General features: G+C 29.3%; 14 protein-coding genes. 11 read left to right on the top strand and 3 right to left on the bottom strand.

What is annotated here, in order from left to right:
• The 6 genes from MR285_RS05625 to MR285_RS05650 form a co-directional block, all read left to right on the top strand.
• Positions 1–796 (top strand): sensor histidine kinase (locus tag MR285_RS05625; RefSeq protein WP_293558887.1); only part of this gene is annotated, 796 nt, incomplete at its 5' end.
• A 113-nt stretch (positions 797–909) separates the two neighbouring features.
• Positions 910–2,172: an erythromycin esterase family protein gene (locus MR285_RS05630; RefSeq protein ID WP_293558889.1), complete on the top strand. Its 1,263-nt coding sequence runs from the start codon at positions 910–912 to the stop codon at positions 2,170–2,172.
• Positions 2,173–2,174: 2 nt separating this feature from the next.
• Positions 2,175–2,921: an ABC transporter ATP-binding protein gene (locus MR285_RS05635; RefSeq protein WP_293558891.1), complete on the top strand. Its 747-nt coding sequence runs from the start codon at positions 2,175–2,177 to the stop codon at positions 2,919–2,921.
• 4 nt (positions 2,922–2,925) lie between these two features.
• Positions 2,926–4,905 (top strand): ABC transporter permease, encoded by a 1,980-nt coding sequence (locus tag MR285_RS05640; RefSeq protein ID WP_293558893.1) that lies wholly within the window; start codon positions 2,926–2,928, stop codon positions 4,903–4,905.
• A gap of 276 nt (positions 4,906–5,181) precedes the next feature.
• Positions 5,182–5,304 carry a hypothetical protein gene (locus MR285_RS05645; RefSeq protein ID WP_293558895.1) on the top strand — a complete coding sequence of 41 codons (123 nt, stop codon included), beginning with the start codon at positions 5,182–5,184 and terminating at the stop codon, positions 5,302–5,304.
• A 391-nt stretch (positions 5,305–5,695) separates the two neighbouring features.
• Positions 5,696–6,460, top strand: coding sequence for an ADP-ribosylglycohydrolase family protein (locus tag MR285_RS05650; RefSeq protein ID WP_293558897.1), 765 nt, complete (start codon positions 5,696–5,698; stop codon positions 6,458–6,460).
• Positions 6,461–6,529: 69 nt separating this feature from the next.
• Here the strand turns inward: MR285_RS05650 and MR285_RS05655 are convergent, their stop codons facing one another.
• Entirely contained in the window at positions 6,530–7,459 is a 930-nt protein-coding gene (locus MR285_RS05655; protein WP_293558899.1) for a LysR family transcriptional regulator, read from the bottom strand.
• A gap of 215 nt (positions 7,460–7,674) precedes the next feature.
• Here MR285_RS05655 and MR285_RS05660 point away from each other — a divergent pair, with 215 nt between their 5' ends.
• From MR285_RS05660 to MR285_RS05675, 4 genes are read left to right on the top strand one after another with little or no spacing between them, the layout of a single operon-like run.
• Positions 7,675–8,526 carry a DUF6282 family protein gene (locus MR285_RS05660; RefSeq protein WP_293558901.1) on the top strand — a complete coding sequence of 284 codons (852 nt, stop codon included), beginning with the start codon at positions 7,675–7,677 and terminating at the stop codon, positions 8,524–8,526.
• A 3-nt stretch (positions 8,527–8,529) separates the two neighbouring features.
• A complete protein-coding gene (dctP, locus tag MR285_RS05665) occupies positions 8,530–9,525 on the top strand; it encodes a TRAP transporter substrate-binding protein DctP (protein WP_293558903.1) in 996 nt (331 codons plus the stop codon).
• A gap of 14 nt (positions 9,526–9,539) precedes the next feature.
• On the top strand, positions 9,540–10,013 hold the full coding sequence (locus MR285_RS05670) for a TRAP transporter small permease (protein ID WP_293558905.1): 474 nt from the start codon (positions 9,540–9,542) through the stop codon (positions 10,011–10,013).
• On the top strand, positions 10,010–11,293 hold the full coding sequence (locus MR285_RS05675; protein ID WP_293558907.1) for a TRAP transporter large permease: 1,284 nt from the start codon (positions 10,010–10,012) through the stop codon (positions 11,291–11,293). Before MR285_RS05670 ends, MR285_RS05675 begins: the two co-directional genes overlap by 4 nt.
• A gap of 69 nt (positions 11,294–11,362) precedes the next feature.
• Here the strand turns inward: MR285_RS05675 and MR285_RS05680 are convergent, their stop codons facing one another.
• Both MR285_RS05680 and MR285_RS05685 read right to left on the bottom strand, forming a co-directional pair.
• Positions 11,363–11,920 (bottom strand): chromate transporter, encoded by a 558-nt coding sequence (locus MR285_RS05680; RefSeq protein WP_293558909.1) that lies wholly within the window; start codon positions 11,918–11,920, stop codon positions 11,363–11,365.
• Positions 11,913–12,473, bottom strand: a complete 561-nt coding sequence (locus MR285_RS05685) for a chromate transporter (protein ID WP_293558911.1) — start codon at positions 12,471–12,473, stop codon at positions 11,913–11,915. Before MR285_RS05685 ends, MR285_RS05680 begins: the two co-directional genes overlap by 8 nt.
• A gap of 78 nt (positions 12,474–12,551) precedes the next feature.
• On the opposite strand from MR285_RS05685, the gene proC reads away from it, so the two are divergent.
• A complete protein-coding gene (proC, locus tag MR285_RS05690; protein WP_293558913.1) occupies positions 12,552–13,316 on the top strand; it encodes a pyrroline-5-carboxylate reductase in 765 nt (254 codons plus the stop codon).
• The last annotated feature ends 8 nt before the right edge of the window (positions 13,317–13,324 follow it).

Below are 13,324 nucleotides of genomic sequence, written 5' to 3' on the forward strand. Positions count from 1 at the left end.
TTTTCTTTATTTTGAAAGTAATAAAGAGTACATTGAAGAAACTTACCTAATAAATAAAAGGGACTATAAAAAAATATATGAAATAAAGGCATCTCCCTTATCAAAGGCTTTGTATGAAGAAATAAAAGAAAATAAAGTTTATAGGGATAAGGAAGAGAAAAAAAGAGAAGATATAAAAAATTATTTGACAATTTGGACTCATCAAATAAAATCTCCAATTTTTGCATTAAAATTACTTCTTAAAAAAGATGAAATAAATAGGATTGATTGTGAGAATGAAATTTTTGAAATTGAAGAATATGTTGGAAATATTTTAGGTTATGCAAGGATGAATATAGATAGCACAGATTATGTTTTTGGTAAATATGATTTAGACGATATTATTAGGAGCGTAATAAGAAAATATTCAATTCAGTTTATTGGGAAAAACAACAGCGTTGATTTTAGTGAAACAAAAAAAGTTATTTTAACTGATGCAAAGTGGTTTTCCTTTTTACTTGAGCAAATAATTTCCAATTCAATTAAATATACTGAAAATGGAAAAATTTTGATTTACTTAAAGGACAATGAGCTTGTAGTAGAAGATAATGGAATAGGAATAATGCCTGAAGATTTGCCTAGAATTTTTGATGCAGGATATACAGGTTATAATGGAAGACTAGAAAAAAAGTCAACAGGGCTAGGACTTAATCTTACCAAAAATATTGGGAAATCTTTAAGAATTACTTTAAGATGTGAATCAGAGGCTAATATAGGAACTAAGATTTATATAAATTTAAAAAATATTTTGAGTTAGAGTGCATGGCACTCTTTTTTCTTACAAAAATGTCACATTAAAGTCGAATTTGTTATTTTGAATAAAGGATTTATTTTTTTACATAAATTATAATTAGTACAAGGAGGCAAGAAATGTTAAAAAAATTTTTTAAAGGAATTTTAATTTTCTTAGTGGCAATTATTTTTATTGTAGGTGTAGGGGATTTTTTGTGGATTAATCTACCAAAGCTAGAAGCAAGAAAAGATATCGCTGATATTGAAAATTATGGTAAAAAGGTAAATGAAATAAAATTAGATGAAAATATAAGAGTTGTAGGACTTGGCGAAGCCACACATGGAAATTCTGATTTTCAATATTTAAAATTAGAAGTATTAAAAGATTTAGTCGAAAAAAACAATTTGAAAAGTTTTTGCCTTGAATCAGATTTTGGCGAAGGAATATTAATAAATAATTACATTCATGGCAACAAGAGAGATGAAAATATTTCAAGAATTTTTTCCTTTAATATTTATCACACAAAGGAAATGAATGAACTTATAAATTTTATGTTTGATTACAATCAAAGGGCAAAAGATAAGGACAAGCTATCTTTCTATGGCTTTGATATGCAAAACCCGGAAAAATCAATTGAAGCAATTTTAGATTTTTGCAAAGATAATAATATTTTACAAGATAAAAATCTAGAAAAAGAATTTTCCTTTAGGAAAGATACGAATTATAAAATTTCAAAAATAAAAGAAAAGGAAAATTTGTTGAGAGAAATAAAAAGTCATGTTGATTTACTTTCTTCTGATTATGCTAGGATTGTTTCAAGGGCTATTGTAAATGTACTTGATAGCATAAAATATTATGACTTAGACTTTAATGATTATGCAAAGGTAAATACTCAAAGAGATAAATTTATGGCTGACAATGTCAAATGGATAAGTGATTTTGAAAGTTCCAAGGGAAATAATTTAATTTTAATTGCTGGACACAATGGTCATGTCGCAAAGAGTGAAAATTTTTATAAACCAATGGGTGCTAATTTAAAGGAATTTTTTGGAGAGAAGTACTTTATTATTGGAACGGATTTCTACAAGACAATTGTAAATATTAATGAAGTTGGTCCTGATAAAAGGAGATCAAATCACACATTTGTATCAGCAGACCCTCTTGCATATAGTGCAAAAAAATTCAATGGGAAATATTATCTAGACTTTTCAAAAGTTAAAGATGGAGAAACTTTTAAAGTGATAAATAAAGAGATTAATATGGGAAGCTTAGGCGAAGGATATTCTCCAGTTATGAAATTTATTCCAACAAGTTATAGGATAAAAGAAGTTCCAAAAAGTCTATATGATGCAATGATTTTCGTGTATTATGCTAAACCAATTTTTGTTAATGAGGAGTAATTATGCTAGAAGTTCAAAATATAAAAAAGATATATAAAAGTCGATTTGGAGGAAATGAGGTTGAAGCTTTAAAGTTAATTAATTTTGCTGTTGAATCAGGTGAATACATTGCCATAATGGGCGAATCAGGAAGCGGAAAGACAACTTTATTAAATATATTGGCATTACTTGACAGACCAACTTCTGGAAATGTTTTATTAAAGGGCAAGAATTTATCAGAAATAAAAGACAGTGAAATGGCAAAATTTAGAAGAGAAAATTTTGGGTTTGTATTCCAAGATTTTAATCTTCTTGATACTTTTACGATTAAAGAAAATATTTTATTACCCTTGGTTTTAGCAGATGAAAAAATTTCTGTGATGGAAGAAAAATTGTTAGAAATTGTAAAAAAATTAAACATTGAAGAATTATTAAACAAATACCCCTATGAAGTAAGCGGAGGTCAAAGGCAGAGGACTGCAATAGCAAGGGCACTTATCACAAATCCAAAAATAATTTTAGCAGACGAACCCACAGGTGCACTTGATAGCAATAGTGCAAGAGAACTTTTAAAGGTTTTTAAAAGGTTAAATCAAGATGGACAAACTATACTTATGGTAACTCACTCTATTGTGGCAGCTTCAGAGGCAAAAAGAGTTTTATTTATTAAAGATGGAAAAATTTATCATCAAATTTATAGTGGCGACAGATCTTCAATGGATATGCAAAAGAAAATTGCAGATACAATGCAAATGCTACAAAGGAGCTGATAGAATGAAATCACTTTACTATCGACTTGCCCTTTCGGGAATTAAAAGAAATAAAAAAATTTTTATGCCCTTTATTGGAACGGTAATTTTTTTAATGGTATTATGTTCAATTTGTTTAAGCCTTCCCTTAGATAAGTCCATTGCAAAAGCAGGAGGAATGGACACAATGAAGTCTATTCTTTCGTTGGGAGTCATAATTTTGTCGATTTTTTCATTTATAATGCTTTCCTCAGTTTATTCTTTTATTCAAAAAAGGAAATTAAAGGAGCAAGGACTTTATTTAATACTAGGTCTTGAGAAAAAGCATCTTAGAATAATTTTGTTTTGGGAAATTATTTATATCATTGTTTTTTCTGTAGTGCCAGCGAGTATTTTAAGTATCATTTTGTATAAATTGTCCCTTGGGATTTTTGCAAAAATGACAAGTCTTCCAATAAATATTTTTGAGGAAGGAATTTTTAACAATTTTTACCCAGTATTTTTTGTCGCTCTTATATTTATTTTAATTTTAATCTTTGTATATTTAATTCAAATTATAAAAGTGAAGAACTATTCTCCCATTGCCTTAGTAAAGGAATCAAAAGCTGGAGAAAAGAAAAACAAATTTATAAAACTAATTGCACTATTGGGAATAAATTTTATTGTAGCAGGTTATACAATTAGTTTAACTACAAAGAATCCACTGCAAGCTTTTTTTAAGTTCTTTCTTGCGGCCATTTTAGTTATAATTGGAACTTATTTTGCATTCTCTGCAATAGTAAGCCTAGTGCTTGAAATATTAAAGAATAATAAAAAATTTTATTATAAGAAAGAAAATTTTTTATCAATATCAGGGCTTTTGTACAGAGTAAAAAACAATTCAAAATCCCTTGCAAATATTGCAATTTTATCCACAGCCTTTACAATAGTTTTGACATCAGGCATAAGTTTGTATGTAGGCATTGCTGATATTACCAATAGATTATTTCCAGCGCCTTATACTATAAAAACAGATGCAGAATCATTAAAGGTAGAAAAAATAGATCAGTATAGAAATAATATTAACAATTTATTAATTGCGAATAATATTAAAGGAGAAAGTTCAACAACATTTGAGTGGTCTATTCCTTTGGTAAGGGATAAAAATAAAATAAGAGTTTTAAATAGTGGAGAATGGTCTGGAGTAAATCTCAAAAAAGATTTCATTTCCTTGGACATAATTTATACTCCTGATACGAAATTAGATTTTAGAGGTAAGGATTTTATTTATTTTAAAGAAGACAATAACGAAGAATTTATAAAAAGCTTGGGATACAGTGCTAGGGCAATATCTAATGAAGAAAATGATATTCCCTTGGAAAACGTAGGAACAGTTTTTGAAAATAATAAAATAATAGCAAGAGATTATGAAAGTGCATATAAACTTTTAAAGAAATTAAATCCCAAAGGGAGCAATGAAGAACTAAATCCTAAAGTAAATACCTTGATAAGAGGAGACTTGCCAAAGAATTTTAAAAATTATTTAAGCGAACACATAGATGATTTAAAAGTTGATCCAAATCAAAAATTCACTATAATTGATAGGAGTGCAACAAAAATGGAATTTTTAAGTCTTTATGGAGTAATATTTTTTGTCGGAATACTTCTTTCCATTGCATTTTTAATAACAATGGGTCTTGCTATATATTACAAATTTCTAACAGAAGGATATGAAGATATTGAAAGATTTAAAATTTTAGAAAAACTTGGATTAAGAGAAATTGAAGCAAGGGAATCAATAAAAAAACAAATGTTAATACTTCTATTTCTCCCAATAATTTTCTGTATAGTTCACACAAGCTTTGCTTTGCCAGTATTGCAAAAATTTTTAATGTTGATAGGACTTATGAATACAAAATTATTTATAAAATCAATGATTTTTGTATTTATTATTTATATAATTTTCTATTTGGCGATATACAAGTTTACAGAAAAAGTCTATACAAAAATAGTTTTGGAAATATAAAGAGAATAATGATATTTGAAATGTGTAATAATACTTTTAGATAAGAAGTAAGCAATGAAAATTGTATATTAGTTTGCGTAAGAGAAGATTTTTCTGCTATGCTCATTTTATGAGAGCAATTCTTTTTCTTTTTATTAATGGAAAAAATGCATGTTAGAAAGATTAATAAAAAATACTTGAAAAAAAATATTTTATAATATATAATAATGCTAACAGTACCCGACACGCCTCTTAACAATGCGGACCAAGTCGGGTCATTTGATTTTAGGAGAAAAAATGAAAAAAATCCATCAAGAACCGATTAGTATAGAGAATCAAGTAAAAAAATTAATAGAGCACTTTACATCAAAAGAAGAAAAAGCTTTTGGTGTTTTTTTATGCCCAAAGGAGGAAGAATGAAATATATACGAGATAAGCCAAATAAATAAGACATAGAGAAAATGAAATATTAATCAATAAGAACTAGAACAGGTAGAAAAACTATCGTTTTTTATGGGACTCTTTTATTCTTTATTAATGGAAAGCGACTTTAAAAGGATATTAACATGAGAAGGATATTGATTTTCTTGAAAAGAAAGTTAGACAATAAAAACATATGGAAGGTAAATTTAAGGGAGCTTGAAGATATAAAATTAAATGTTACAGACTCTTCGCAAAAAGGGTATTCATAATTAATTATCTTTGATATCGATTTTAACGAAAAAATATTTAGAAATAAGTCGTAAATTGAAACCTTTATTTTTTGCCCCTTAATTTATATAATTTAATATATAGGCAAAGGAGTGATTTTATGAGTAAATTAAGAGATGCCATATATGGCTTTGCTGTTGCCGATGCCCTTGGCGTTCCCTTTGAATTTAAAAAGAGAGGAAGTTTTTGCTGCAAGGATATGGTGGGATTTGGAACATGGAACAAGGAAGCGGGCACTTGGTCCGATGATACTAGCATGACTATTGCAACTTGTAAATCTATAAAGGACAAGGGATATATAGATATTGATGATATTAGGAAAAATTTTAAGAAATGGTTATTTAATGGCGAGTTTACTGCTGATGGAGAAGTTTTTGATGTTGGTACGACAACTAGAGAAGCTCTCCAATTAAATAGAGGTTTGTCTGATTTTTATTCCAATGGAAATGGATCGCTCATGAGAATTTTGCCCATTGCCTTTATCGATGCAAGCGATGAAAAAATAGAAGAAGTTTCTAGCATCACTCATGCTCATGAAATCTCACGAAAGGCTTGCGTAGATTATGTGCATATTGCGAGAAAATTAATTAGTGGCGAAAAATTAAATTTAGAAAATAAAAGTATGGACGAAGTTAAATCAACTGGCTTTGTACTTCATACTTTGGACGCTTCTTTATGGTGCATATTAAACACGGATAATTATAAAGATGCCGTCCTAAAAGCAGTAAATCTTGGCGATGATACAGATACAACTGCTGCTGTGACAGGTGGGCTTGCAGGGATAATTTATGGCTATAATGCTATTCCAAGAGAGTGGATTGAAAAGTTAAAAAATAAAAAGTTAATAGAGGGTTGTTTATTTTAGTTAAAAATTCTCGTTTAATAAAAAAGTGATGAGCAAAATAGAATTATCTATTATGCAACATCACTTTTTTTATATAATATTCCTAGAAAACTCTAGCAGTTCTTCTTTTAATAGTGAAATAAAAGTTTCTAAATATAATGGTTTCTCTAAATATGGATTTGAAACAATATCAACACGAAGTGGATAATTAAAGTCTTTAATAGGGAAAAAATATATATCATTATTTTGTAAGAAACTATTTGCTAACATTTTTGGAACAATAGCAGATGTAACATTATTTAAGCACAAGTCAATTTGTACATCACACTCACTAGTGTGACATACAACATTGTTTAGTTTTATTCCGTGAGTTATTAAGTGTTGTTGTAAAAGCATATTTAATGCACCAGTTTCATTATAGAAAGTCATGGGTATTTTTTCGAAATATTTTAAGTCTACGCCTTTCTTAAAATTTTTAATATCATATTGTGAGAAATATTTTAAAAACATCTTTTTATTGATTACTAAATATAAAAAGTCTTCACAAACATGTTCAATGTTAAGACCTAAGTTTAAGTTTGTATTTATTCCTAAAAAGATATCCAATTTATTTTGTAGTAATTTTTTCTCAAGTATCTTTGTATCTCCACTAAAAAAAGTGATTTCTACGTTAGGAAACAGCTCATGATACCTTTTTAGCAATAGAGGTATTAGTAATTTGGATCTTGTCGTACTCATTCCAACAGAAAAAGAACCCTTTCTTTCGTTTGAAAAATCAGAAATATTCTTAATAAGATTTTTTTCTATCAAAGCAATATTATTTAAAGAATTAAAGACTACTTCTCCAGCAGGAGTTAGATGCATATAAGGATTCCTGTGAAATAGTTTAGTACCATACTCATCTTCAATTCTTTTTATATGATCACTAACACACTGTTGAGTTACAAAAGCTCTCTTAGCGGCTTTACTTATACTTAAAGTTTCTGCAACTAATAAAAAGATTTTTTGGTTCTGAGTCATAATACACCACACAAAATAAATATTTACAAATAATACTAATAACAATAATTTTATTGAGTTAACCACAAATTGTTAAAACAAATTATTTGCATAACAACATTATAACAAGATAAAGTGGAATAAAACAAGTTTAATATTGTTAATTTTAAAAATATACTTGTTTTATTTTTATTTAAAATATTGTTAAAGTTTATATTAAATAGGGAGGGAATAATATGAGAGATTCAATAAAAGAAGTTATTGAAGGTTCATTCGATTTACATGTTCATTCAGCTCCTTCTCATGTTAAAAGATCAATTGATGATATTGATTTAATTAAAAAAGCTAGTACATATAAAATGGCAGGAATTTTAATAAAAAATCATTACGAACCAACAAGCGGAAGAGCAGAATTGATAAATACACATTTTGATTTTCATACAAGAGCATATGGAGGTGTTGTTCTAAATACTACAGTAGGAGGTATTAATGCTTATGCTTGTGAGAGTGCACTTAAAATGGGAGCTAAAATTGTATGGTTGCCAACTAGAGACGCCAAAAACTCACTAATGTATGGAAACATGAAAGGCGACTTTTTTGACAGAGAAGGAATTTCGGTAATTGATAATAATGGGAATCTTATAAGTAGCTTTAAGGAAGTAGTAGAGGTTGTAAAAAAATATGATGCAACTTTGGCAACAGGTCACATTAGTTTAGAAGAAAGCTTGAAAGTATGCGATTATGCGATTAAAAAAAAGGTAAAAGTGGTTTTAACACATCCAGATTGGAATAGAACAAAAATTCCAACTGGCATTCAGATTGAACTTGGGAAGAAAGGAGTTTTTATAGAAAAAGTTTGGGCAAATTTGGATGATAGAGATTGTACAACAGATGAATTTTTAGGTGTTATGAATAAATTAGATTTTAAAAATATATTTATAACGACAGATAGAGGATATTTTAGAAAAAAACCGCCCTTTGAATCATTAGTTGATTGTATTGAATTTCTTGTGGAAAAAGGAGTTGATATCAGAAATATAGAAAAGATGTTAAAATCAACGCCAGAGTTTATTGTGAAAGGAGTATAAAAAATGAAAAGGATAATTAGAATATTTTTAGCAATAATATGTCTTTTTATGTTAGTGGGATGTTCGAAAAAAGATAGCGAGAAAAAAGTATTTCAAATTGGTTTTACTACTGCTCCAGTAGAAAATGATCCTTATTATATATTTGCAAAAACATTTTCTGAGATTGTAAAAGAAAAAACAAATGGAAATATAATAATTGATATAAAAGGATCTGGACAATTGGGACAAGAAGGAGAAATGTTTACGGGAATGCAAATAGGAACAACGGATATGGCTATAATGACGAATGCGTATATAAGCGGTTACATACCTCAAGCAGGAATTTTTGACTTGCCTTTTATTTTTAAAGACGGAAAAGAGGCTGCTAAAGTTTTAAGTGGAAATTTAGGAAATGAAATACTAAAAGGATATGAAGAATATGGTATAGAAGGACTTGCATATGGCGAAGGAGGATTTCGACATTTAGTTACTCTAAAAAATGAAGTAAAAAAGCCTGAAGATTTTCATGGGTTAAAAATAAGATGTATGGAGACAGATACATATATTGCTACATATCAAGAACTAGGTACTAATGCAGTGCCTATGGCGTGGTCTGAAACAATAACTGGTTTGCAACAGGGTACTATTGATGGTTTAGATATACCAGTTAGTGTAATTTATACAAATGGATTTGCTGATATTGCAAAATATATAAATATGACTGGACACTTTTATTCACCATTAATTCTTTGTGTTTCAAAAAATATCTATGATAAATTGGATTCAAAAGAACAAGAAATTTTAAAAAAAGCAGCGATTGAAGCTGGAGAAGCTACAAGAATAAGTAATGCAAAGTTAGAACCTAAGATGTTAGATGAGATGGAAGTAAAAGGAATGACTGTTGTTAGAGATGTTGATAAAGAAGCTTTTCAAAAAGCGTTTAAAAATTTTTACGATAAAAGGGCTGAAGGAATAGGTAAGAAATACTTAGATGAATTAAAAAAAGAGCTTAATTTCTAAGAGAGGGGAAAATTATGGAAAAGGCATATAACATTGTAACTAAATTTTTAAAATTTGCAATAGTGATTGTTTTTAGTATTTTAGTGGCGTCATGTGTTCTTCAAGTTTTTACTAGATTTATATTAAATTCATCTTTATCTTGGACAGAAGAATTAGCCAGGTATACTTTTATATGGGCAAATATGCTTGGGGCAATTTTGTGTACGAAAAACAAAAGTAATGCGACTGTAAGCGTTATAACGGATAATCTAAGCGTTAAAAATCAACTATTATTAAGAAAAATTGTCAATGTGCTATCAATAATTATTGGGTTAGTACTCCTAATTTATGGGTCTAGAGTTGCTTGGGCAGTTAGAACTCAATTAAGTCCAGCACTTAGGATTAGTATGAGTTTTGTTTACGGTGCAGCGCCTGTTTTTGGAGCATTATTAATTTTTTATTGTATTTATGACATTTATTCTTCATATAATATGGAGGTGATCAAATGATAAGTATTATGTTTATTGTAATGTTCGCTTTAATTTTTATAGGGCTGCCAGTGTATTTATCAATTTTAGGATCAGGTTCTATGTTTTTAATAGCAACTGGAATTAAGCCTCTTTTGTTAGTTAGTCAAAGAATGACAACTGGTTTAGATTCTTTTCCACTACTTGCTATTCCGCTATTTGTATTAGTAGGAGAATTAATGGATAGAGGAGGAATATCCAAGAGAATGATAAATTGGGCAGATGCCTTAATGGGATGGGTTCCAGGAGGTTTGGGAGTAGTAACAATCGTATCTTGTGCAATTTTCGCTGCTCTAACTGGTTCTGGACCAGCTACTGTTGCTGCTATTGGTTCCATAATGATACCTTCACTAAATAAAACTGGATATGATAAAAAGACAGCATCTGGAATGGTCGCAGCGGGTGGAGCTCTAGGTCCAATAATACCACCTAGCATACCTATGATTATTTATGGAGTCACAATGGGGTTGTCTATACCTAAAATGTTTATTGCTGGTATTCTTCCTGGAATAGTTATGATGTTACTCCTAATAATTGTTAATTTTATTCTTATAAAAAATAAGCCAGATATACTAAATAATAGGGAGAAATTTAGTTTTATAAGATTACTAAAAAATACATGGTCAGCATTAGGTGCATTATTGCTACCTGTAATAATATTAGGAGGTATATATTCAGGGGTATTTACTCCAACAGAAGCTGCTGCAGTCGGAGTTGTTTATGCGTTATTGCTTGGACTATTTATTTATCGTGAAATAAAAATAAAAGATTTACCAGAAGCATTACTTAAAGCTATGGAAACTGCTGCGATGGTTGGAATTATAATGGGCGCTGCAAATTTATTATCTTGGATAATGTCGGTTAATAACTTTGGCAACATGGTAACAAATGCTTTAAGTTCATTTATAACTACGAAGTATTCATATTTAATTGTTTTGATGATATTATTGTTCTTTGTTGGTGCATTGATGGATACCGTAGCAGCAATAATTATTTTAGCACCTGTACTAGTTCCTTTTGGTTTAGACCTTGGAATAGATCCACTTCACTTAGGAATGATTTTTGTAATTAATTTGGTAATAGGATATGTTACACCACCATTTGGTTATAATTTGTTTACAGCACAATCAATAACAGGACTAAAATTTAATGATATAGTTAAAGGTGTAATGCCATTCTTAATAATTGAATTAATATCAGTATTATTGTTTGCCTTTGTTCCAAATATAATTACAATCGTACCAAATATGTTAGGACTTTAGTTTAAATTCAAATGTTTAATAAAAAAGTGATGAGCAAAATAGAATTATCTATTATGCAACATCACTTTTTTAAATATAATTTAATGAAAGTTTTACTACGATGCCAATTATTGCACCAATACCTATTAATTTAAATAGGTCTACTTTTTTTAGGTATAGGATAAAACCTAGCACAAAGGAAATTAGAGCGGCTATGCTCATGCCTTCAAGCTTAATTCCCTCTGGAAAAACTGAGGACTTGAATAATTTTAGAGTTGTTATAAAAATTAGGGACACAACCCCTGCCTTTATTCCAAGAAGGGAGTAATCCATAATTTTAAATTTTTTGTCCTTGCTAAATAGAAAGTAACCTAGAATCATCATCAAAACAAATTGTGGGAGTACAAGACCTGTAGTTGCAATAATTGAACCAATTATTCCATATACACTTTGTCCAACGAAAGTTGCAGAATTTATAGCGATAGGTCCTGGAGTCATTTGTGAAATTGAAATTAAATCTATAAATTCTTTGGTGTTTATCCAGGCGTTTTCTTCTACAACATATTTTGAAATTAAAGGTATTACTGCGTAGCCTCCGCCGAAGGCAAAGCATCCGATTTTAAAGAAAATTAAAAATAAATCAAGCATTTTTATATCTCTCCATTACACTAAAATAAGAAATTCCTGCAATTGCACAGAATAGAATAATTAGTCCTGTGTTAATCTTTGTAAAGAAAGCAACTAAAAATACGAGTACAATCATTACAACGCTAAATTTTGAATTTTTTTTGTAGGAAGAAATTCCCATGCGAAAAACTGTAATAAATAAAACGGCAGAAATTATTCCACTAATACCCTCAAGGGCTGCCTTTATATAAAAGTTAGTTTTAAACTCTTGATAAAAATTTGAAATTATAGATAAAATTATTAAACAAGGAAGAGACGATGCAATAAGACAAGTTATTGCGCCAATAGGTCCTCTTAAGTAATAACCAGTTAAGACTGAACATGAAATTGCCATGGCACCAGGACCACCTTGAGAAATGGCAACTATATCCATCATTTTATCTTCATCTATTAGCTCTAAGTCAGAAACGAAAATATCCTTTATAACAGGTACAATAGTATATCCGCCACCAAAGGTTATGGCATTTATTTTAAAAAATGTTAAAAATAATTTTAGCAAAGAAATATTTTTCATAAAATCACCTAATTAATTATAGCACATAAATGAAAATTTAAATAATATCGTGTATAATCTAGTTAAGGAGTGGTTGTGATGAAGATGGGAATAATAGGTCTTGGCAACATGGGTTCTGCCATGGCACATGGCCTTTTAAATAATAATATAGAAACTTTCCTCTACGATAAAAATAAAGACAAAAGAGATGAATTTCAAGGTTTTGATAAGGCAAATATTGTCGAGTCTGAAGTTGATGTAGTGAAAAATGCTGACGCAGTAATTCTTACAGTTAAGCCCTATGCTTACGATGAATTGTTGGATAAAATTAAGGAAAACGTGAAAAATCAAATAATAATATCAGTCACATCAAGCTATGATTTAAAAAAATTAGAAGAAAAATTGTCAGGCAAAAAACTTTTGATGGCAATGCCAAATACGCCTGCAAAAATTTTAAATTCAATGACGGGGATTTGTCCGGGCGAAAATATTTCAGATGAAGAATTAAGTGAATTAAGAAAAATCTTTTCTTCCTTTGGCGAAACTGAAATTGTTGAAGAAAAAAATATAAAAATTTATGAAGCGGTATGCGGTTGTATGCCTGCTTATGTCTATATGTATATCGAGGCGGCGGCAGATGCGGCAGTGTCTTATGGTATGAAGAGAGATGTAGCCTATAAAGTTATTTCACAAGCAGTGGCTGGTTCTGCAAATATGGTTAGAGTTTCTGGTCTTCATCCAGGTGAATTAAAGGATCAAGTAACAACACCAGGTGGTACAACTATTAAGGGATTAAAATCTTTGGAGAAGGATGGTTTTAGATCTGCAATTATAAATGCAGTGGATTCTATTATGAATAAATAGGAGGTCAT

The sequence above is a fragment of the Peptoniphilus sp. genome, assembly GCF_022767005.1.
Lineage (GTDB): Bacteria > Bacillota > Clostridia > Tissierellales > Peptoniphilaceae > Peptoniphilus_A.